Here is a 19360-nt window from a genome sequence, read left to right as displayed (position 1 = left end):
CGTACCGTCCAATGGCACGCAGTATCGCACAAGAAGACGCAGGCGGCAGGTGCGGTCAGCGACCGACCGGCTCTACCAGGGCGAGGGTGTGGCGGGCAATCATGCCCTCCTCGTCGGTGGCCAGGGTCCAGCAGGACACACGGCTGCCGGCCGCACTGATCCGCATTTCGCCCCTGTCGTTGGCGACGCGATCCAGCTCCAGGCCCAGCCAGCCCAGGGAGCCGGCGATACCGGCGCGGATCTCGGCACTGTTCTCGCCGATGCCGGCGGTGAACACCAGGGCATCCAGCCCGCCCATGGCCGCGACCAGGTCCCCCAACTCCCGCCGCGCGCGATAACAGAACAGCTCCACCGCCTCTCGCGCCTCGGGGGCGTCACTGGCGAGCAGTTCCCGCATGTCCGAGCCGACCCCCGACACCCCCAACAGCCCGGAGCGCTGGTAGAGCAAATCGCTCACCTCGGCGGCACTCATGCCTTCCTGCTCGATCAGATGCAGCACCACGCCCGGGTCCAGGCTGCCGCAGCGCCGGCCCATCATCAGCCCGTCCAGCGCGGTGAAGCCCATGCTGGAGGCCACGCTTTCGCCATCGTGGATGGCGCACATGCTGGCGCCGTTGCCCAGATGCGCCACCACCACCCGGCTCGCCTCGGGGGCGTACTCGGGCAGCACCGAAGCGATGTACTCGTAGGAGAGCCCATGGAAGCCATAGCGCAGGATGCCCCGCTCGGCATACTCCCGGGGAAGGCCAAAGAGCTGGGCAAGACGCGGCTGGCTGCGGTGGAAGGCGGTGTCGAAGCAGGCCACCTGGGGCAGGTCCGGGCGGCGCTCGGCCAGCGCGTGGATAGCATTGAGGTTATGCGGGTTGTGCAGCGGCGCCAGCCGCGAGAAGTTCTCCAGCGCCCTCAGTCTGGCCTGGTCCAGCAACAAGGGCCGGTGCATCCGCGGCCCACCGTGAACCACCCGGTGGCCCGCGGCGAGCAGTTCCAGCGCCGGGAACCGCTGCTCCAGCCGGTCCAGCACAGCCTCCACCGCCGCCTGCTGGTCGGCCTGGGGGGGCAGATCCAGGCTGGTCCTTTCCACCCCGTCCTGCAGATGCAGCCGGGGGGCGCTCCCCAGGCCCTCGGCATGGGCCTTGAGGCAAGGACTCAAGGCCCCGCCCTCCAGGGCGTAGAGGGCGAACCTGACGCTGGAGGAGCCGGCGTTGATGACCAGCAGCCCCTTCATGCGCTGAGCTCCAGCTTTCGGCTGCGCTCATCGGCCAGCAACAGGGCAATGGCGCAGGCGGCCATGCGCGACATGGCGTCATCGGCACGGCTGGTGAGCACAATGGGCACCCGCGCCCCCAGGACGATGCCGGCGGCCTCGGCGTCGGCCAGATAATGCAGCTGCTTGCCCAGCATGTTCGCCGCTTCCAGATCGGGGGCGAGCAGGATATCGGCCCGGCCCGCCACCTCGGAGCGTATGCCCTTGGTGCGGGCGGCGGCTTCCGAGATGGCGTTGTCGAAGGCCAGCGGGCCGTCCAGCAGGCCGCCGGTGATCTGGCCGCGGTCGGCCATCTTGCACAGCGCCGCCGCATCCAGGGTGGAGGGGATCGCCGGGTTCACCGACTCGGTGGCGGAGAGGATAGCCACCTTCGGCCGCTCTATGCCCAGCACATGGCACAGCTCGATGGCGTTCTGGGTGATGTCCGCCTTGGTCATCAGGTCCGGGTAGATGTTCAGTGCCGAATCGGTGATGAACAGCGGCCGGGGGTAGCTGGGCACGTCCATGCACCACACGTGGCTCATGCGCCGGGCGGTGCGCAGACCGCGCTCCTTGAACAGCACCGCGCGCATCAGTTCATCGGTGTGCAGCGCGCCCTTCATCAGGATCTCCGCCTCCCCCGCGCGGCACAGCTCCACCCCCTTCTCGGCGGCCTGGTGGCTATGCTCGACATCCATCAGCTCCACGTCGGCCAGATCCACGCCCTCTTGCTCGGCGACGGCGCGGATCTTCGCCTCGGGGCCAACCAGGATGGGCACGATCAAGCCCTCGCGGGCCGCCTCGATGGCGCCCATGAAGGAGTGATGATCCACCGGGTGGACCACGGCGGTGCGAGCCGGGGAAAGTTCCCGGGCGCGCTCCAGCAGGCGATGCAGCTGGCGCCCTCGTCCGGTCTGGCCGTTGCGGGCTTCCCGCGCCCGGCGCAGCTTCTCGGCGGGCGCGCGCACCCGGATGGTGCCGCTCACCAGCTCCTCGCCGTCCTCGCCACGGCAAAGACAATCCAGCAGCACTTCGCGGCCCCCGTTCTTCTCGCGCACCCGCACCTCGGCGGTCACGCTCTCGCCGAGCTGAAAGGGACGCAGGTAACGCAGATCCTCCTGCAGAAATTCCGTGCCCGGACCCGGCAGTTCACTCGCGATCAGGGTGGTGAGCAGCGCGCCGCCCCAGAGCGTGGGGCTGATGCCCTGGTAAAACAGATCGCTGCCCGCGTACTGCTCGTCCATGTGGCCGGGGTTGAGCGCCGCGGCACGGGTGGCGAGCCGGCGCAGCTCATCCAGGGTGAGCCGTGCCGTCAGCTCGGCGCTGTACCCGGGCTGCAGCTCATCGTAGGGATAGTTTTCTATGTAACTCATGGTGTTGCTCTGAAAAGGGGATAGCTCGCTACGCCATTCAACTCACCACGTGGTAGCCGGCATCGATGTAGGTGATGTTGCCGGTCAGGGTGCGAGCGTGGTCGCTGACCAGGAAGGCGGCGGTGGCGCCCACATCGTTGATGTCGGCGAGCTGATGCTGGGGCGCGCGGCGCGCGGTCTCTTCCATCAGCGCATCGAAACGGTCTATGCCCGAGGCGGCACGGGTCTGCAGTGGCCCCGGGGAGAGCGCGTGCACCCGGATGCCCTGTGGGCCGAGTTCGGCGGCCATGTATTTGACGCTACTCTCCAGCGCCGCCTTCACCGGACCCATGAGGTTGTAGTTCTCCACCACCTTTTCCGCGCCGTAGAAGCTCACGGTGAGCAGCGAGCCGCCGTCTTTCATCAACGGCTCGGCCAGATGCGCCATGCGGATGAAGGAGTGGCAGGAGACATCCATGGCCTGGGCGAAACCGGCCTGGGAGCAATCCACCACCCGACCGTGCAGATCCTCCCGCGGGGCGAAGGCGATGGAGTGCAGCAGGAAGTCGAGCTTGCCCCATTCCTGTTCGATGCGCGCGAACACCGCCTCCAGCTGCCCGGGCTCACGCACGTCGCAGGGCAGGAACAGCGCGGCCTCCAACTCATCGGCCAGGGGCTTCACGTGGGGCTCGGCCTTGCCATTGAGGTAGGTGACGGCCAGCTCCGCGCCCTGCTGGCGAAAATGCCGGGCGCAGGCGTAGGCGATGGACTGCTGGTTGGCGATACCGACCACCAGCCCCTTCTTGCCGGAAAGGTCCGCGAATTTCGACATGATTCCTGCTTCCTGTATGGCTGCTTATTGTTCGAGAACGTACTCGCCGGGGGCATCGGCCAGAGGCCGGTAACCCGCGTCGGGCGCGCCCATGGCCGGGTGCTTGACCGGCTGACCGGAGCGCTTGGCCAGCCAGCCCTGCCAGGCTGGCCACCAGGAACCCCGGTGGCGCTCCATCTCCCTGCGAAACTGATCGTGGTGGATGAACGGCTCCCGGGGATGTCGCGTATGGCATTGGTACTGACGCCGCGGGTGGCCCGGGCGGGTAACGATGCCGGCGTTGTGTCCGCCGGAGGTGAGCAGGTAGGTCACCTCGGTGCGGGCGAAACGGTTCACCTTGTAGGTAGAGGCCCAGGGAGCCACATGGTCGCTCACCGTGCCCACGGCGAAGATCGGCACCTGTATGTCGCCGAAATGGATGGGCTCGCCGTCCACATCATAGCGCCCCTCCACGAGGTCGTTGTGCAGGAACAGCCGGTGCAGGTATTCGCTGTGCATGCGATAGGGCAGGCGGGTGGCGTCGGCATTCCAGGCCATCAGGTCGAAAAGCTTCTCCCGTTCACCCATCAGATAATTACGCACCATGCGCGACCAGATCAAATCCTGGGAGCGCAACAGCCGGAAGGCGCCCGCCATCTGGTCTGTGCCGAGGTAGCCCTGGCGCCACATGGTGTCCTCCAGGAACGCCAGCTGGCTCTCGTCGATGAACAGGTCCAGCTCACCGGGCTCGCGAAAATCGATCTGGGCGGCCAGCAGGGTCATGGTTTTCAGACGCTCATCGCCATCCCGCGCCATGGCGGCGGCGGCAATGCTGAGCAGCGTTCCGCCCAGGCAATAACCCAGGGCATGCACCTTGCGCTCGGGGACGATGGCGCCCACCGCATCCAGGGCGGCCATCACCCCCAGGCGGCGATAGTCGTCCATGCCGAAGTCCCGCTCCTCGGGGCCCGGATTCTTCCAGGAGATGGCGAACACCGTGTGCCCCTGGGCCACCAGGTACTCGATGAGGGATTTGCCCGGACGCAGATCGAGGATGTAGTACTTCATGATCCAGGCCGGCACGATGAGAACCGGCTCCGGGTGGACCTTGTCGGTGGCTGGCCGGTACTGGATCAGTTCCATCAATTGATTGCGGTACACCACCTTGCCGGGGGTCGCGGCCAGCACCTCGCCCACGGGAAAGTTCTCGCGCCCCGGCACGCCCTCGCCGCTGTAGCGGTATTCCTGATCCTCCAGAAAATTGCGCCAGCCGCGCAGCAGGTTCATGCCCCGCTCCTCGAAGGTACGGCGCAGCACTTCCGGGTTGGTGAACAGATAATTGGAGGGCGAGAGCACGTCCAGCATCTGGCGGCCGACGAAGTGCACCACGGCCTCGTTGTGGGATTGCACGCCGCGCACATTGGTGGTGGCGCTTTCCCACCATTCCTGGCTGAGCAGAAAACCCTGGTGGACGAGGTTGAAGGGCCAATGCTGCCATTCCGGCGCATCGAAGCGGTGGTCCCCGGCCTTGGGCTTCACGCAGTGATCGGGGCCGCAGGCGCGATGACTCATGGCGTACACCGCGAAACGGGCGTGTTTGCCCATGGCCCGCTCGACCAGATCGCATTGCTTGCCCGGGTAGCTGGCCAGATGCACGGCCCAATCCAGCCAGGCCATATAGAGCGCCACCGGCGACAGCCCCCGGGTGAAGCGGCCCAGACCCCCGTGCAGCGCGCGATCCAGCGGATGCACTTCGGCGCTGTCGTGGGATCCGAGCAGGGACCGGAACATCGCTCACCTCCGTGTCTTGGCGCCCTGCCTCAGTACTAGGGCCGGCAGGCCATGGGGGCAAGTTTAACCATGCCCCCCGAGGTGATTATTGATTCAGATCATGCCGGGCGGGCATCCACCATGACCACCGCCTCGCCCTCCAGCACCTTGCGCCCGCCGACCAGGCACACGGTCTCCAGCACCGCCATGCGCCGGGCGGGCTTGAGCTCCTTGACCGTCACCCGGGCGGTGGCGGTGTCACCGATGCGCACCGGCGCCTTGAAGCGCAGCGACTGGCTGACATAGATGCAGCCCGGCCCGGGCAGTTTCATGCCCAGCACGGTGGAGATCAGCCCGGCGGTGAGCATGCCGTGACAGATCCGGCCCTTGAAGGGCGAGGCGGCGGCGAACTCCTCGTTGATGTGCACCGGGTTGAAGTCGCCGGTGACCCCGGCGAACAGGGTGACGTCGGCTTCGGTGAGGGTCTTGCTGAAAGAAGCACTCTGGCCTTCCGTCAGGTCCTCGAAGTAGTAACCGTGCAGGGTGTCCATGGATGTCGTCTCCCGATAAAACGTGATTGACCGCAGAGGACGCAGAGAAGAGAGATCACCACAGAGACACAGAGGTTTCACAGAGGAAGAGGGACGTCACTTTTTGAACCGTCTCGCCTCTGTGATTCTCTGTGACCCTCTGTGCCTCTGTGGTTATTGCCTTTAACTCTGCGTCCTCTGCGCCTCTGCGGTAAAAACCCTGTTCAGCCCCGAGCTTCCTCCCCCCCGAACATCGCCATCAGCCGCGGCAGGAAGCGGCTCAGTTCCAGGCTGAGGATGGCGAAGTCCAGGTCAAAGCGTTCGGCGGCGCTTTCCGGGTCACGGTCGCCCAGCTCTTCCTGTACCAGGTCGGAGAATTTCAGGCGCTTGACCGAGTAGTCGGCGTCCAGCACGCAGGACAGGCGCTGATCCCAGCTCACGCCCAGGCGGCGGATGTGCTTGCCGGAAGTAATGTGGCCCTTGATCTCGTCGGCCTGCAGGTCCTGGCGCTTGCAGCGGATCTCGCAGCCTTCGGTGCGCGGGTCCTCGAACACGGCCTCTTCGCCCAGCTCCACATCGGCCGGAGGCTGATCCTTGGCCACCCAATCGGTCATGATCGCCTGGGGGGCGTCCACCGTCACCGGCGGGGCGATGGGCAGGCTGCCCAGGGTCTCGCGCAGGAATTCGCTGAAGGCCTCGGCCTGCTTCCAGCTGGCCGCGTCGATCACCAGCCAGCCGTCCTTCGGGTCGATATAGCCATAGATGTGCTTGCTGCGGGTGAAGGCCCGGGGCAGCAGCTCGAGCGTCACCTCGTCGCGCAGCTGGTCGCGCTCCTTCTTGCGCACCTTGCGCTGCTCCTTCTCCTCGCGCTCGGCGACGCGCTCCTGCACGCCCTCGCGCACCACGGAGGCGGGCAGGATCTTGCTCTCCTCCTTGAGGCAGAGCATCAGATAACCGTTGGTGACGTGCACCAGCATCTCGCCCTCGGCCCCCAGCGGCGAGACCCAGCCCTGGCTGTTGAGGTCGATACGGCCGCAGGGCTCGAAGCCCTTGGTGGCGAGCTTTTCTTCCAGCGCCTCGGCCTCCAGGGTGAAGGCTTCCTGCAGGCGATAGGCACAGAGATTCTTGAACCACATGGTTGTTGGGGTCCTTGTGTGACAAAGGGGGATGAACCGCAGAGGCGCAGAGGACGCGGAGAAGAGATATCACCACAGAGACGCAGAGGTTTCACAGAGGAAGAAGGAAGTCACTTCTTGAACAGTCCCGACTCTGTGACCCTCTGTGACTCCATGCCTCTGTGGTTATTGCCTTTAGCTCTGCGTCCTCTGCGCCTCCGCGGTAAAAAACCTATCCAGCCAACCGCGCCCGAGCCGCCAAGGCACGAGCACGGGCATCCATACGATCGTTACCGAAGGCGGTAATGTGCCCCATCTTGCGTCCGGGGCGGGCGGCGGCCTTGCCGTAGAGGTGCAGCTTCACGTCCGGGTCGGCGAGCGCCGCGGCCCAGTTCGGCTCGCCATCGTTCCACAGATCGCCGAGCAGATTGACCATGGCCGCCGGGCGCAGCAGCGTGGTGGAACCCAGCGGCAGCCCGCAGGCGGCGCGCAGCTGCTGCTCGAACTGGCTGGTGACGCTGGCATCGAAGGTGAAATGCCCGGAGTTGTGGGGCCGGGGGGCGAGCTCGTTGACCAGCAGCTCGCCGGTGCGGGTGACGAAGAACTCCACGCACAGCACGCCCACCACGTCGAGCTGCTCCAGGATGCCGCGGGCGACCTCCACGGCGCGCTCACGCAGCTCGGGGGGCAGCTCGGCATCGGGGATGGTCACGTCCAGGATATGGTTGTGGTGCTGGTTCTCCAGCACGCCGTAATGCACGAACTCGCCATCCAGCCCCCGGGCGGCCACCACCGAGACTTCCATCTCGAAGTCGATGAAACCCTCCAGCACCGCCTCGGTTTCACCAATCGCCCGCCAGGCGGCCTCGGCGCCTTCGGGGGCGCGCAGTTTCGCCTGGCCCTTGCCGTCGTAACCAAAGCCCGCGGTCTTCAGCACCGCGGGTGCGCCGATCTCGGCCACCGCCCGGTGCAGGGCCTCCAGGCTGTTCACCTTGCGCCAGGGCGCGGTGGGAAAGCCGTGCTCGCGCAGAAAGGTCTTCTCTCGCAGCCGGTGCTGGGCGGTGTGCAGCACCTCGCCCCGCGGGCGCACCGGCACGTACTGCGCCACGCATTCGGTGGCGGCGTAGGGTACGTTCTCGAACTCGAAGCTGATCACGTCCACGCCGCGGGCAAAGTCCGCCAGCGCGTCCAGATCCTCGTAGGGAGCGGCCACTTCCCGATCGGCCAGTTGCCCGGTGGGCGTGCCCTGGTCCGGGGAGTAGGTGTGCAGTTTGTAGCCCATGCGCCGGGCGGCCACGGCCAGCATGCGACCGAGCTGCCCGCTGCCGAGCACACCGAGGGTGGCGCCGGGCAGGATGGGTTTCGTGGGGGCGCGCTTATTCAAGGCTGTCCCCCATGACTTTCTCGGCCTGGGCGCGGCGGAAGGCATCCAGCTTCTCGCGCAGGGCCGGGTCTTCGTTGGCGAGAATGGACACGGCCAGCAGCCCGGCGTTGCGGGCACCGGCCTGGCCGATGGCCAGGGTGGCCACCGGCACGCCGCCGGGCATCTGGACGATGGAGAGCAGCGAATCCAGCCCCTTGAGCGCCTTGCTCTGCACCGGCACGCCCAGCACCGGCAGGGTGGTCTGGGCGGCCACCATGCCCGGCAGATGGGCGGCACCGCCCGCTCCGGCGATGATGACCTTGAGCCCACGGTCCACGGCCTCGGCGGCGTACTGGTTCATCAGCTGCGGGGTGCGATGGGCGGAGACCACGCGGCACTCGTGGGCCACGCCGAATTCCTCCAGCACCTCGCGCGCGGCGCGCATGGTGTCCCAGTCAGACTTGCTGCCCATGATCACCCCGACCAGGGGCTGCTGCTCGCTCATCGTCATGCTCCCGAAAAACGCGTTATTTTAGCACCGTCGGCCTCAGGCCGCCGAGCCTGTCGTCGCCAGAAAGGCGTCCAGATCGGCGAGGAATTGCTCAGCGGCTTCCACATGCGGGCCGTGGCCCGCCTCCGGATAAATGACCAGGTGGCTGTGGGGAATCTGCCCCGCCACGTATTCCGCCACCGCCGGGCCATAGTAGGCACTCTTGGCGCCGAAGGCACAGAAGGTGGGGATCGTGATACGCGGCAGGACCGGGCGGTAATCCTCGCCCACGAAACTCTGCCAGGCCGTGATCCAGCGCTCGCCGGCCAGCTTTTCCAGCCGCCGGCGCCGGGCCAGCAGAATGTCCTTCGGAATGCCCGGCCCGCTGCCCTGCAGCGCCACCCGGCTGTGGGCGATGAGATCGATCACGGCTTCGGCGAAATCCTCGCGACAGGCCTGGATGAAGCGGGCGTTCTCCTCGGCGGTGAAGCGCCCCCACAGGCCCATGGACCAGTCGTCGCCCACCAGCAGCTTCGGCGACATATCGATCAGCGCCAGCTTCGAGAAGGCCCCATCGCCGTAGCGGCGAATGTATTCCCAGGCGTTCACCGCCCCCATGGAATGGCCCAGCAACACGGGCTTCTCCAGCTCGAACTGCGCCAGCAGATTGTGCAGATCCATGGCCATGCGGCCGATATCGCCATTGTCGGCATGGTAGGGGCGGGCGTGCCAGGCATAGCAGGTGAACCGCTCGCGCAGCCCCTCGGCGGCCGGGCCCCAATCCTGCCAACTGCCGGTCCAGCCAGGCAGGGCCACCAGCGGCGGGCCGCTGCCCTCCACGTGCACGGGGATGCGCACCCCGTCATCGGCGATCAGATACTGCTTGCCCATCGTCACCTGCCCAAAAAACACGAAACCGGCCGAAGCCGGGTTTGTACCGAAAGCCGCGCCACCGAACAAGGAAATTGCTTCGCGCTTTCCACCGACGGCATGGGGCCATGCGCCGGCACGTGGTCTATACTATCGCTTATTCAATCATTTGCGGGGAGCGTGAACACCATGGTGGACGCACTGGGAGCCTTCGGCAGCGGCCTGCAGGGCCTGCATCGGGCCGACGAAGCCATGCGGCGCAATGCCGACACGGTGGCCAAGGTCACCGCGCGGGTGGACCGCACGGAAAACCTCAACACCGCGCTGGTGGAATCCCAAAGCGCGCTGCACCAGGCCCAGGCCTCGGTAAAGGTGGTCAAGGCCGCCGACGAGATGCTGGGCACCCTGTTGGATACCCGCGCCTGATTCCCGCCTCCGCGCCGCCCCGTCGCGGAGGCTCCTCAAGCTTCCCGCTCCAGGCTGTGGAACTTCCCCCGGTTGTCGTAGCGCAGCACGAAGAAGCCGCTGATGCCCTCACGGGTCACGTGGCGGCGTAGCGCCGCGGCGGGGAAACGCACCTTGCGGCCATCGGTGGCCGTGACCAGCGCATCCCGCGCCTGCCCCCGGTAGTAGCGCAGGTATTCCTCCGCGCTGATGCGCAGGCCGAAGCGCACTTCATTGAGCATGACTCCCCCCCTCAGGCGCGCGCCCGGCGCGCCTCCACCATGGCCACGGCGAGCACGATGCCCGCCCCCAGCAGGGTGCGCCCGCCGGGCACCTCGCCCAGCAGGATCACCGCCGCCAGTATGCCGTAGGCCGGCTGGAGGCTGGCGATCAGCGCCACGCTCTTGGCCGGCAGATGGCGCATGCTGCCCACGAACAGGCTATGGGCCACGGCGGTGAAGCCTATGCCCAACACCAGCAGGCCCAGCCAGCTGTAGCCGCCGATCTGCGCGGGCGAAACCGCCAGGGGCCAGAGGATGAGCACCGAGGCGAGCATCTGGCAAGCCATCATCTGGCTGGGAGGGTAATCACGCAGCCAGTGACGGTGAATCACATTGCGGGTGGCGAACAACAGCGCCGAGAGCACGCCCCAGAGCACCCCCTGCACGGTGGCATCCCCCAGATCCACCGCCGGCACGATCAGCGCCACCCCCAGCAGAGCGACCACGGCCAGCGCCGTGTCCATCAGCCCCGGCAGCCGTCCCTTGAACAGCGGCTCAAGGAGCACGGTGATGGCCGGATAGGTGAACACCGCCGTCACCCCCACCGCCACGGTGGACACCTGCACCGCCTGGAAATAGGTCACCCAGTGTACCGACAGGAACACACCGCCCAGCACCACCAGCCCCAGATCCCGGGGGCGGCGCAGGGCGAGCGGCGTACGCCGCAAGGCCAGGAACGCCAGCAACGCCAGGCCGCCGAACACGCAGCGGTAGAAGATGATGCCCCCCGCCTCCAGCGGCAGCAGCTTGGCGAACAAGGGCACCAGACCGAGCAAGGACAAGGAAATGTTCAGCTCGATCATGCTGCGCCGTTGCGGCGACATACAGATTCCTCCGAAAGAACAAGGCCCGCGACAGCGCGGGCCTGAGGTATCTTAACGCAAGCCACCGCAAGAGCCCCGAGACCGCCATGCCCGATTCAGGCACCCCGCCCCTGTACGCCGCGCCCGAGCTTGCCCATCAGGCCGAAGCACTGGCCAGGCGCTGGTCGCTGCCCCGTGCGGCGCAGGCACCGGAAGCCGGGCTGTACCTGCACCTCAGCGCATCCCGCCTGGAGCTGCGCCGCGCCGGCGAACGCGGCCCCGGCGCGGTGTATGCGGAATTCGCCGCCGGCAAAGCCGCCTGGCGCCTGCGCCAGTTATCACCGCGCAAGGAAGCCATCGCCCGGGCGGTGGGCCTGCACCGCCAGCCGGGGCTGGATATTGTGGACGCCACCGCCGGCCTGGGGCGCGATGCCCTGGTGCTCGCCGCCCTGGGGGCGCGGCTGCGAATGCTGGAGCGCTCGCCGATCATCGCCGCCCTGCTGGAAGATGCCCTGGGCCGGGCCGCGGGCCTGGCGGAGCTGGCGGAGATTGCCGCGCGCATGAGCCTGCAGGCGGTGGACGCCGTGGCGTGGCTGACGGCTCTGCCGGCGGCGGAGCGGCCGCAGGTGGTCTATCTGGACCCCATGTATCCCGGCGAAAAGGGCTCGGCGGCGGCCAAGAAGGACATGCAGCTGTTTCGCGAACTGCTGGGCCCGGAGACGGACCCCGCCCCGCTGTTGGCGGCGGCGCTGGGCTGTGCGAGGCGGCGAGTGGTGGTCAAGCGCCCCCGCAAGGCGCCGCCGGTGAGCGGCCCCGCCCCCTCCCACGCCATCGAGGGGCGCAGCACCCGATTCGACGTCTACATGCTGGGAGCAGGCCCATGAAGCACAGCCCCGACACCCTGCGCGCCCTGCTGGTGCGCCAGCGCCAGGCCTTCGACGCTCACCCCTTCCCCGACTGGCGCACCCGGCGCGGCGCGCTGGGGCGCCTGCGCGCCGCGCTGCTCAAGCACCGGGAGGCGCTGCAGGACGCCGCCGACCAGGATTTCGGCGGCCGCTCGCCCCACGAGACCCTGTTCGCCGACATCATGCCCGCGCTGCAGGCCATCGATCATGCCCGGCGCCATGTACGCCGCTGGATGCGCCCATCGCGCCGTGGCGTGGCCCTGCTGTACCAACCCGCCCAGGCGCGGGTGTTCTACCAGCCCAAGGGCGTGGTGGGCATCATCTCGCCGTGGAACTACCCCGTGGTGTTGGCGCTGGGGCCGCTGGCGGGCGCGCTTGCCGCCGGCAACCGCGCCATGCTCAAGCTCTCGGAGTACACGCCGCGCACCAATGCCGCGCTGCGCGCGGCGCTGGCCGAGGCCTTCGACGAGGCGGAGCTGGCCGTGGTCGAGGGCGAGGCGGAAACCGCCGCGGCCTTCGCCGCCCTGCCCTTCGACCATCTATTGTTCACCGGCTCCACCGCCGTGGGGCGAAAGATCATGGAATCGGCGAGCCACAACCTGGTGCCGGTCACCCTGGAACTGGGCGGCAAATCGCCGGCCATCGTCCACCCGGACGCGGACCTGAACCTCGCCGCCGAACGCATCACCTTCGGCAAATCACTGAACGCCGGCCAGACCTGCATCGCCCCGGACTACGTGCTCTGCCATGAGGACCAGAGAGAAGCCCTCAGCGAGGCCATATTGGCGCGGTTTCGCGCCTTCTACCCGGACCCGGCCAGCAACCCCGACTACAGCGCCATCATCAACGAGCGCCAGCACCAGCGGCTGCTCGCGCTGCGCGAGGATGCCCGGGCCAAGGGCGCGCGACTACTGCCCGCCTGCGAGGTGCGCGAGGATAGCCGCAAGCTGCCGCTCACCGTGCTGCTGGACACCGATGACAGCATGGACATCAGCCACAGCGAGATCTTCGGCCCGCTGCTGCCGGTGATCGGCTATCGCAGCCTGGACGAGGCGCTGGCCTACGTGCGGGCCCGGCCCCGCCCCCTGGCGCTGTACTACTTCGACCCGGACCGGCGCCGGCAGCAATACCTGCTCGCCCAGAGCCACTCGGGCTCGGTGTGCCTGAACGACACCATCGTCCAGATCGCCCAGGACGACCTGCCCTTCGGCGGTGTGGGCGATTCCGGCATGGGGGCCTATCACGGGCTGGAGGGCTTCCGCACCTTCTCCCACGCCCGCTCGGTGTTCCGCCGCGGCCCCTTCAACCCCATGCGACTGGTGTATCCGCCGTTTCGGGGGAAATGGCTGCAGCTGGCGGAGAAACTCCTGCTGCGTTGAGGGCCCCACCGAACGCTGCAGGCTGCCGGGGCGATCAATTCGCCTGCGCCGAACTCAGCGTGCCGCTCTCCCGACCCGGCCCATCGCCACGGAAGAAAGCCCAATTGTCGCGCAAGGCGCGTGCCGCGCCCGCCAGCAACTCGGCGGCGGGCAGCCCCTGACGCCGCAGGCGGGCGGCCAGTCGTGCCAGGGCCTGCGCCGCGGCCACCGGATCCTCGCGCAAGCCTTCGATACGGCGCAGCACGACTCGCACCCGGCGCGCCTGCCAGGAGGAAAGCCGCGGGCCGAGCAAACGCTCCCGCAAGGCAATGATCGCCTCTCCCACCTCCAGCACGGCAAGACTGCCCGCGGTGGTCGGCCGGATGGACAGATCCGCGCGGTTGCTCCAGTGCACCAGTTTCAACACACGATGATGCAGCCTGGCACGCCAGATCCCGGCCCGCGCCGGGGCGCGGGGGTCTGCCGCCATGGCCTGCAGTTCGCGGATCATCATGGCCCTGAGCATGTCCCGACGCCGTCGCGCATCCACCGGAAACAACAGCTTGAAGGCGAGAAAGGCGAGCACGGGCCCGGCCACCACCGCCAACGCCACTTCCAGGGATGCCCCGAAATCCGTGCGCGGCGGATACACCGGCTGGGAGAGCAGCAGCAGGATCATGGCGTAATCCATCGAACCCACCATGGTGCGCCGATGGGCAAAGGGCAGCACGCCGAGCAACACGAACGGCACCAGCATGGCCACCAACTGCCACTGGGCCGTGGCGGCGGGCCAGACCAGCCACTGGCAGAGCAACGCCGCCAGCGCGCCGACGGCGTGCCAGAAGAAAATAATGCGCATGATCCAGGCCGGGTTCTCGAAGGTGGAGAACAGCGTCACCGAGGTGCTCAGCATCACATAGGCGCCGGCATGCCAGCCGGTGACGACCCAGATCAGCCCCACCAGCAGCAGCACGCTGCTGGTTCTGATCAACGCGCGCCGCGCGTGGGCCCAGTCCCGGTGCAGGATGAAATGTCTTTTGAGCTTGGCCGCCTCGGTGCTGCCCCGGGTGCGAAAGCGCTGGCGCTGAGCCAACGCCCCGGACAACTGGCCGATGACCGAGGTCAGGCCCGGGACCCGGTGCGCGGCGCGCTTCGCCCGCGCCAACACCGGCAGCACCTGATCGATGGGGGCCGTTTCCTCCAGCGCCCGCGCCGCCGCCGCCAGCGTCTCCGCGATGGCCTCGTCTTCGAGCCGGGAGCCGATCTGCCGCTGCAACCAGAGTATCGCCGCCACCTCCGCGGCGAGCACCGCGCGGATGGAACGGGCCGAATGACGCGAGCGCCGTGAGCCCGCCCCATGGATATCCATCGTCTCTTCGAGGGCGGCGATCTCGCTGAGCAGGGCGTGCTTATCGATGCGCGGCGCCTCATGCCGAGGCGACAGCCGCGCCGCCAGGTGGCGCAACAGCACCGCGGTGGAGCGGCGCGCGCGGATGGCGATATCGTCCTCGGCCCGGCGGGAGCCGAACAGCAGGCCGACCAGCAGCGCCACGGCGATGCCCAGCAGCACGGTCAGCAGACGATCCAGGCCCATCGTCATGATCCCCGTCGGCGCCGTGGTGTGGAGCAGCGCCAGCATGGACGCCGAGTACCCGGCCAACAGCGCGCCGTAGGCGAGAAGGCCACTCAAGGCATTACCGGCGCCGGCGCACAGCCCCACCCACAACGCCAGCCCCAGCACCAGCACCAAGGTGTTGTCCGCCACCAGCAGCACGAGCAGGATGCCGACGCCAATGCCGAGCAGCGTACCCAGGGCGCGCAGCAGGCTCTTCTCCAGCAACATGCCCCGCAGCGGCTGCGAGGCGGCCCACACGGTCATGGCCGACCACTGTGGGTGCTCCAGCCCCGCCAGCCAGGCGAGCCACATGGCCAGACAGGAAGCCAGCGCCGTACGCAGGCCAAAACCCAGCCTCGCCGGGTCGAAACCGAGGCGTGCGAACCAGGCCGCGGCGCCGGCGGCTGGCAGGCTCACCCGGCTCTCCGAAAACCACCGGATACCGGCGGGGGGAAACAGACGCAACAGCTCCGGGTTGTCTCGACAGGCATGGCGTATCCCTTGATGAGCGTACCCCCCAAGCATAGTGCGATCAGCGCCAGGCATGGGCCATGGCAGCCGACTCCGGCCGTAAGGCTTGCCAACGCCTACGGGGTCCGCTCGATGAATGGCCGCCTTCCCGGCAGCCCTGTCTTTCGTGGCTGGGACAGGGAGCCTGGTGAGCGTCGGGAACTGTCGCGCCACGCCAAGGCGGCGCGACGGATCACCGAGAAAGAGAGGATCACCCTCGATCACGGGGCGCTGGCGGGGTTTTCCTTATCCTTGTAGGGCTATGCGAAGTCTCCCCTGCGCCAACCCCGTGGGAGCGGCCCTGGGCGTAAATGAGCCTTCAATACAGCGCACACACGGCCAAGGCCGCCCTTGGCTCTCTTCGCCGCAGTCAGGCGGCGCGGGCGATGCTCTCGCGCAGCCTCTTCGCCGCCGAGACCATGCTCCGCAAGGCCGGAATCACCTCCTCCCATCGCCGGGTCTTCAGCCCGCAGTCCGGGTTCACCCACAGACGCTCGGCGGGAATGCGCTCGGCGGCCTTCTCCATCAGGCCGACGATGTGCGCCTGATCCGGAATATTGGGCGCGTGGATGTCATACACGCCGGGGCCGATCTGGTTCGGGTAGTGGAAATCCTCGAAGGCGTCCAGCAGCTCCATGGCCGAGCGGGAGGTCTCGATGGTGATCACATCGGCATCCATGGCGGCGATGGAGGCCATGATGTCGTTGAACTCCGAGTAGCACATATGGGTGTGGATCTGGGTTTCGTCCGCCACACCGTTGGCGCTGAGGCGAAAACACGCCACCGCCCAGTCCAGATACCCCCGCCACTGGGCCCGGCGCAGCGGCAGGCCCTCGCGCAGCGCCGCCTCATCGATCTGGATCACCCGCACGCCGGCCCGCTCCAGGTCCAGTACCTCTTCGCGGATGGCCAGCGCCAGCTGCCGGCAGGTGGCCTCGCGCGGCTGATCGTCGCGCACGAAGGACCAGTTGAGCAGGGTCACAGGGCCGGTGAGCATGCCCTTCAAGGGCTTGTCGGTGAGTGACTGGGCGTAGCGGGTCCACGCCACGGTCATCGGCCGGGGGCGGGCGATGTCGCCGTACAGGATGGGCGGTTTCACGCAGCGCGAACCGTAGCTCTGCACCCAGCCGAACTGGCTGAAGGCGTAGCCGTCGAGCTGCTCGCCGAAGTACTCCACCATGTCGTTGCGCTCGGCCTCGCCGTGTACCAGCACATCCAGCCCCAGGGCTTCCTGCTCGCGCACGCAGCGGGCGATCTCGGCCTCCATGGCCTCACGATAATCCGCCGCATCCAGCTCGCCGGCCTTGTAGCGGCGGCGCGCCTGGCGGATCTCCGCGGTCTGGGGGAAGGAGCCGATGGTGGTGGTGGGGAAAGCCGGCAGGCGCAGGCGCTCGGCCTGCCTGGCGGCACGCACCGCGTAGGGGCTGCGGCGCCGCGCCAGGTCCGCGTCGATGGCGGCCACGGCTTCGCGCACCGCCGGCCTGTGAACCCGGGGCGAGCGCCGACGGCTGTCGCAGGCCGCGCGGTTGGTGGAAAGCGCGTCGCGCACCGCCTCCCGGCCCTCATCCAGCGCCACGGCCAGCACCTGCAACTCTTCGAGTTTTTGCTGGGCGAAGGCCAGCCAGGCGGCAAGCTCGGCGTCCAGTTGCCGCTCGGCGGCCAGGTCCACCGGCACGTGCAGCAGCGAGCAGGACGGCGCCAGCCACAGCCGCTCGCCCAGGCGCCGATGCAGCGGCTCCAGCCAGTCCAGGGTCGCCGTGAGGTCGGTCTTCCAGATATTGCGCCCGTCGATCACTCCCAGCGACACCACCTTGTGGGAGGGCAGCTGGTCGATGAGGGTCAGCACGCTGTCGCGGCCGTACACCGCGTCCAGATGCAGGCCCGCCACGGGCAGGTTGGCGGCCAGGTAAGTGTTCTCGGCCAGCGGCCCGAAGTAGCTCGCCAGCAGCAGCTTCACCCGGCAGCTCTTGAGCTGGTGATAGGCCAGGTTGAAGGCATGCTGCCAGTCGGCGTCCAGTTCGGTGACCAGCAGCGGCTCGTCGATCTGCACCCACTCGGCCCCTGCATCGGCCAGCGCCTCCAGCAACTGGGCGTAGACCGGCAGCAGCCGCGCCAGCAGCGCGAGCTTGTCGCTGCCGTCCCGGGCCTTGCCCAGCGCCAGATAAGTGACCGGCCCGACGATCACCGGCTTGGCCGGCACACCCTGCGCCCGGGCCTCGGCCAGCTGCTCGAGCAGCCGCGAGGCGTCCAGCGTGAAGGCGGTATCCGCGTCGAACTCGGGGACGATGTAGTGGTAGTTGGTGTCGAACCACTTGGTCATCTCGCCGGCGGCCACAGCGCCAGAGCACGGGCCGTGGGCCTCGGGCGGCTCCGCCGAGCGGCCGCGGGCCACCCGGAAGTAGTTGTCCAGGGGGTCGCCCTCAAAATTCCGCACCCGCTGGGGCAGATTCCCCAGGGTGAAACTCATGTCGAGGACCTGGTCGTAGAAGCTGAAATCTCCCACCGGCACCAGGTCCAGCGCGGACTGCTGCTGCCAGTGGCGCCGACGCAGCTCGGCGCCCAGGGCGTGCAGCTCCTCACGGTCGCTCTGCCCCTTCCAGTAGGACTCCAGGGCGAACTTCAATTCCCGTCGGGCTCCGATGCGCGGAAAGCCGAGGTTATGGGTGGTGGTCATGGAATCTACGCCTTTTGTTGGTTTGCCGTGTCTCCCTAGGCTATGGCCGGCACTCCATGAATAAAAATGGCATTATTTCATCCACCCATTAGCTGCAATCATGGATAACCCCTTCATGGCAACCCTGGAACGGGCTCATCTGGAGATCATCCGCGCCGTGGACCGGCACGGTTCCCTGACTGCGGCCGCCGAGCGGCTGCACCTTACCCAGTCGGCGCTCAGCCACACGGTGCGCAAGCTCGAGCAGCAGCTGGGGCTGGCCATCTGGCACCGGGAAGGCCGTCGCCTGCGCCCCACCCAGGCGGGGGAGTACCTGCTGGCGGTGGCCAATCGGCTGCTGCCCCAGCTCAGCCATGCCGAGGAGCGGCTGGGGCAGTTCTCCCGCGGCGAGCGGGGCGGGCTGCGCATCGGCATGGAGTGCCACCCCTGCTACCAATGGCTGTTGAAGATCGTCTCGCCCTACCTCGCCGCCTGGCCGGCAGTGGACGTGGACGTCAAACAGAAGTTCCAGTTCGGCGGCCTGGCCGCGCTGATCGGCTACGACATCGACATGCTCGTCACCCCCGACCCGCTGCACAAGCCGGGGCTCGCCTTCGAGCCGGTGTTCGACTACGAGCAGGTGCTGGTGGTCGGGCCCGACCACCCGCTGCGCGGTGCCGCCTGCGTGCACCCGGCACAACTCGCCGAAGAGACCCTGATCACCTACCCGGTGCCCCGCGACCGGCTGGATATCTACACCCGCTTTCTCATCCCCGCGGGGGCCGCGCCCCGGCGCCACAAGCCCATAGAGACCACCGATATCATGCTGCAGATGGTCGCCAGCGGCCGGGGCGTGGCCTCGCTGCCGCGCTGGCTGGTGGAGGAGCAGGCGGCGCGCTTCGATGTGGCGGCGGTGCCACTGGGGCCGGACGGCGTGACCAAGCAGATCTTCCTCGGCTACCGCACGGCGGATGCCCGAACCGATTATCTGCGCGCCTTCGTGGAGCTGGCCGGGGGTATCGGCATGGAGGGCGCCTCGCCGGCCAATGAACCCGCGCGCCGAGGCATGGTCTAAAGGAGTAACCACCCTTTCGTGGCGCATCACGGATCAGCAGAATACCCCCCCTAGGGAAACGCTGAACAAACCAGCGCCACAGCATCAATTGTTCGAAAAATGACCGCCTCGACCTATTTCGGCCGTCAAAACGGCGTTTCAGCGTCTTTCTGCCCCGTATCCGCCTCGTTTG

The 19360-nt window shown here is 67.8% G+C and carries 17 protein-coding genes; 4 read left to right on the top strand and 13 right to left on the bottom strand.

The window, feature by feature from the left end; genetic code table 11:
- Positions 1 to 55: 55 nt before the first annotated feature.
- From GBG68_RS10640 to GBG68_RS10600, 9 genes are all read right to left on the bottom strand, one after another.
- Entirely contained in the window at positions 56 to 1225 is a 1170-nt protein-coding gene (locus GBG68_RS10640) for an acetate/propionate family kinase (RefSeq protein ID WP_152147114.1), read from the bottom strand.
- The gene (locus GBG68_RS10635) at positions 1222 to 2616 is read right to left on the bottom strand and encodes a bifunctional enoyl-CoA hydratase/phosphate acetyltransferase (RefSeq protein ID WP_152147112.1); all 1395 of its coding nucleotides are present in this window, start codon (positions 2614 to 2616) and stop codon (positions 1222 to 1224) included. Before GBG68_RS10635 ends, GBG68_RS10640 begins: the two co-directional genes overlap by 4 nt.
- Positions 2617 to 2653: 37 nt before the next feature.
- Positions 2654 to 3427, bottom strand: coding sequence for an enoyl-ACP reductase FabI (gene fabI, locus GBG68_RS10630; protein ID WP_152147110.1), 774 nt, complete (start codon positions 3425 to 3427; stop codon positions 2654 to 2656).
- A gap of 24 nt (positions 3428 to 3451) precedes the next feature.
- Entirely contained in the window at positions 3452 to 5197 is a 1746-nt protein-coding gene (locus tag GBG68_RS10625; protein ID WP_152147108.1) for a PHA/PHB synthase family protein, read from the bottom strand.
- A gap of 98 nt (positions 5198 to 5295) precedes the next feature.
- Positions 5296 to 5727, bottom strand: a complete 432-nt coding sequence (locus tag GBG68_RS10620) for a MaoC family dehydratase (RefSeq protein ID WP_152147106.1) — start codon at positions 5725 to 5727, stop codon at positions 5296 to 5298.
- Positions 5728 to 5930: 203 nt separating this feature from the next.
- On the bottom strand, positions 5931 to 6842 hold the full coding sequence (gene rdgC / locus GBG68_RS10615) for a recombination-associated protein RdgC (RefSeq protein WP_152147105.1): 912 nt from the start codon (positions 6840 to 6842) through the stop codon (positions 5931 to 5933).
- 211 nt (positions 6843 to 7053) lie between these two features.
- Positions 7054 to 8205, bottom strand: coding sequence for a 5-(carboxyamino)imidazole ribonucleotide synthase (locus tag GBG68_RS10610; protein ID WP_226801772.1), 1152 nt, complete (start codon positions 8203 to 8205; stop codon positions 7054 to 7056).
- Complete coding sequence (gene purE / locus GBG68_RS10605) at positions 8198 to 8689, bottom strand: 5-(carboxyamino)imidazole ribonucleotide mutase (protein ID WP_152147101.1); 492 nt, start codon at positions 8687 to 8689, stop codon at positions 8198 to 8200. Before purE ends, GBG68_RS10610 begins: the two co-directional genes overlap by 8 nt.
- A 42-nt stretch (positions 8690 to 8731) precedes the next feature.
- Positions 8732 to 9565, bottom strand: a complete 834-nt coding sequence (locus tag GBG68_RS10600; protein ID WP_152147099.1) for an alpha/beta fold hydrolase — start codon at positions 9563 to 9565, stop codon at positions 8732 to 8734.
- 168 nt (positions 9566 to 9733) lie between these two features.
- On the opposite strand from GBG68_RS10600, the gene GBG68_RS10595 reads away from it, so the two are divergent.
- On the top strand, positions 9734 to 9970 hold the full coding sequence (locus tag GBG68_RS10595; protein ID WP_152765706.1) for a hypothetical protein: 237 nt from the start codon (positions 9734 to 9736) through the stop codon (positions 9968 to 9970).
- Positions 9971 to 10005: 35 nt separating this feature from the next.
- Here the strand turns inward: GBG68_RS10595 and GBG68_RS10590 are convergent, their stop codons facing one another.
- Together GBG68_RS10590 and GBG68_RS10585 are read right to left on the bottom strand one after the other, a co-directional pair.
- Complete coding sequence (locus tag GBG68_RS10590) at positions 10006 to 10230, bottom strand: DUF2835 family protein (protein ID WP_152147096.1); 225 nt, start codon at positions 10228 to 10230, stop codon at positions 10006 to 10008.
- A gap of 11 nt (positions 10231 to 10241) precedes the next feature.
- The gene (locus GBG68_RS10585; RefSeq protein WP_152147094.1) at positions 10242 to 11093 is read right to left on the bottom strand and encodes a DMT family transporter; all 852 of its coding nucleotides are present in this window, start codon (positions 11091 to 11093) and stop codon (positions 10242 to 10244) included.
- An 86-nt stretch (positions 11094 to 11179) separates the two neighbouring features.
- Here GBG68_RS10585 and GBG68_RS10580 point away from each other — a divergent pair, with 86 nt between their 5' ends.
- On the top strand, positions 11180 to 11956 hold the full coding sequence (locus GBG68_RS10580; protein ID WP_152147092.1) for a class I SAM-dependent methyltransferase: 777 nt from the start codon (positions 11180 to 11182) through the stop codon (positions 11954 to 11956).
- Positions 11953 to 13356 (top strand): coniferyl aldehyde dehydrogenase, encoded by a 1404-nt coding sequence (locus tag GBG68_RS10575; RefSeq protein WP_152147090.1) that lies wholly within the window; start codon positions 11953 to 11955, stop codon positions 13354 to 13356. Before GBG68_RS10580 ends, GBG68_RS10575 begins: the two co-directional genes overlap by 4 nt.
- Positions 13357 to 13390: 34 nt before the next feature.
- On the opposite strand, the gene GBG68_RS10570 is transcribed toward GBG68_RS10575, so the two are convergent.
- The gene (locus tag GBG68_RS10570) at positions 13391 to 15367 is read right to left on the bottom strand and encodes an FUSC family protein (RefSeq protein ID WP_193222307.1); all 1977 of its coding nucleotides are present in this window, start codon (positions 15365 to 15367) and stop codon (positions 13391 to 13393) included.
- Positions 15368 to 15830: 463 nt separating this feature from the next.
- Positions 15831 to 18134: a 5-methyltetrahydropteroyltriglutamate--homocysteine S-methyltransferase gene (gene metE, locus GBG68_RS10565; protein WP_152147087.1), complete on the bottom strand. Its 2304-nt coding sequence runs from the start codon at positions 18132 to 18134 to the stop codon at positions 15831 to 15833.
- Between the two features lie 115 nt (positions 18135 to 18249).
- On the opposite strand from metE, the gene GBG68_RS10560 reads away from it, so the two are divergent.
- Complete coding sequence (locus GBG68_RS10560) at positions 18250 to 19188, top strand: LysR family transcriptional regulator (protein ID WP_152147085.1); 939 nt, start codon at positions 18250 to 18252, stop codon at positions 19186 to 19188.
- The last annotated feature ends 172 nt before the right edge of the window (positions 19189 to 19360 follow it).

Origin of the sequence: Alkalilimnicola sp. S0819 (genome assembly GCF_009295635.1) — a bacterium.
Taxonomy (GTDB): domain Bacteria; phylum Pseudomonadota; class Gammaproteobacteria; order Nitrococcales; family WHIW01; genus S0819.
Note: the sequence above shows the minus strand (reverse complement) of the source record. Positions and strands in the feature narration are given on the sequence as shown.

What these genes read in the sequence shown, in the direction of transcription:
- GBG68_RS10640 (WP_152147114.1), bottom strand. Translation starts at nt 1,225, where the DNA reads ATGAAGGGGCTGCTGGTCATCAACGCCGGCTCCTCCAGCGTCAGGTTC.
- GBG68_RS10635 (WP_152147112.1), bottom strand. Translation starts at nt 2,616, where the DNA reads ATGAGTTACATAGAAAACTATCCCTACGATGAGCTGCAGCCCGGGTAC.
- fabI (WP_152147110.1), bottom strand. Translation starts at nt 3,427, where the DNA reads ATGTCGAAATTCGCGGACCTTTCCGGCAAGAAGGGGCTGGTGGTCGGT.
- GBG68_RS10625 (WP_152147108.1), bottom strand. Translation starts at nt 5,197, where the DNA reads ATGTTCCGGTCCCTGCTCGGATCCCACGACAGCGCCGAAGTGCATCCG.
- GBG68_RS10620 (WP_152147106.1), bottom strand. Translation starts at nt 5,727, where the DNA reads ATGGACACCCTGCACGGTTACTACTTCGAGGACCTGACGGAAGGCCAG.
- rdgC (WP_152147105.1), bottom strand. Translation starts at nt 6,842, where the DNA reads ATGTGGTTCAAGAATCTCTGTGCCTATCGCCTGCAGGAAGCCTTCACC.
- purE (WP_152147101.1), bottom strand. Translation starts at nt 8,689, where the DNA reads ATGAGCGAGCAGCAGCCCCTGGTCGGGGTGATCATGGGCAGCAAGTCT.
- GBG68_RS10600 (WP_152147099.1), bottom strand. Translation starts at nt 9,565, where the DNA reads ATGGGCAAGCAGTATCTGATCGCCGATGACGGGGTGCGCATCCCCGTG.
- GBG68_RS10595 (WP_152765706.1), top strand. Translation starts at nt 9,734, where the DNA reads ATGGTGGACGCACTGGGAGCCTTCGGCAGCGGCCTGCAGGGCCTGCAT.
- GBG68_RS10590 (WP_152147096.1), bottom strand. Translation starts at nt 10,230, where the DNA reads ATGCTCAATGAAGTGCGCTTCGGCCTGCGCATCAGCGCGGAGGAATAC.
- GBG68_RS10585 (WP_152147094.1), bottom strand. Translation starts at nt 11,093, where the DNA reads ATGTCGCCGCAACGGCGCAGCATGATCGAGCTGAACATTTCCTTGTCC.
- GBG68_RS10580 (WP_152147092.1), top strand. Translation starts at nt 11,180, where the DNA reads ATGCCCGATTCAGGCACCCCGCCCCTGTACGCCGCGCCCGAGCTTGCC.
- GBG68_RS10575 (WP_152147090.1), top strand. Translation starts at nt 11,953, where the DNA reads ATGAAGCACAGCCCCGACACCCTGCGCGCCCTGCTGGTGCGCCAGCGC.
- metE (WP_152147087.1), bottom strand. Translation starts at nt 18,134, where the DNA reads ATGACCACCACCCATAACCTCGGCTTTCCGCGCATCGGAGCCCGACGG.
- GBG68_RS10560 (WP_152147085.1), top strand. Translation starts at nt 18,250, where the DNA reads ATGGCAACCCTGGAACGGGCTCATCTGGAGATCATCCGCGCCGTGGAC.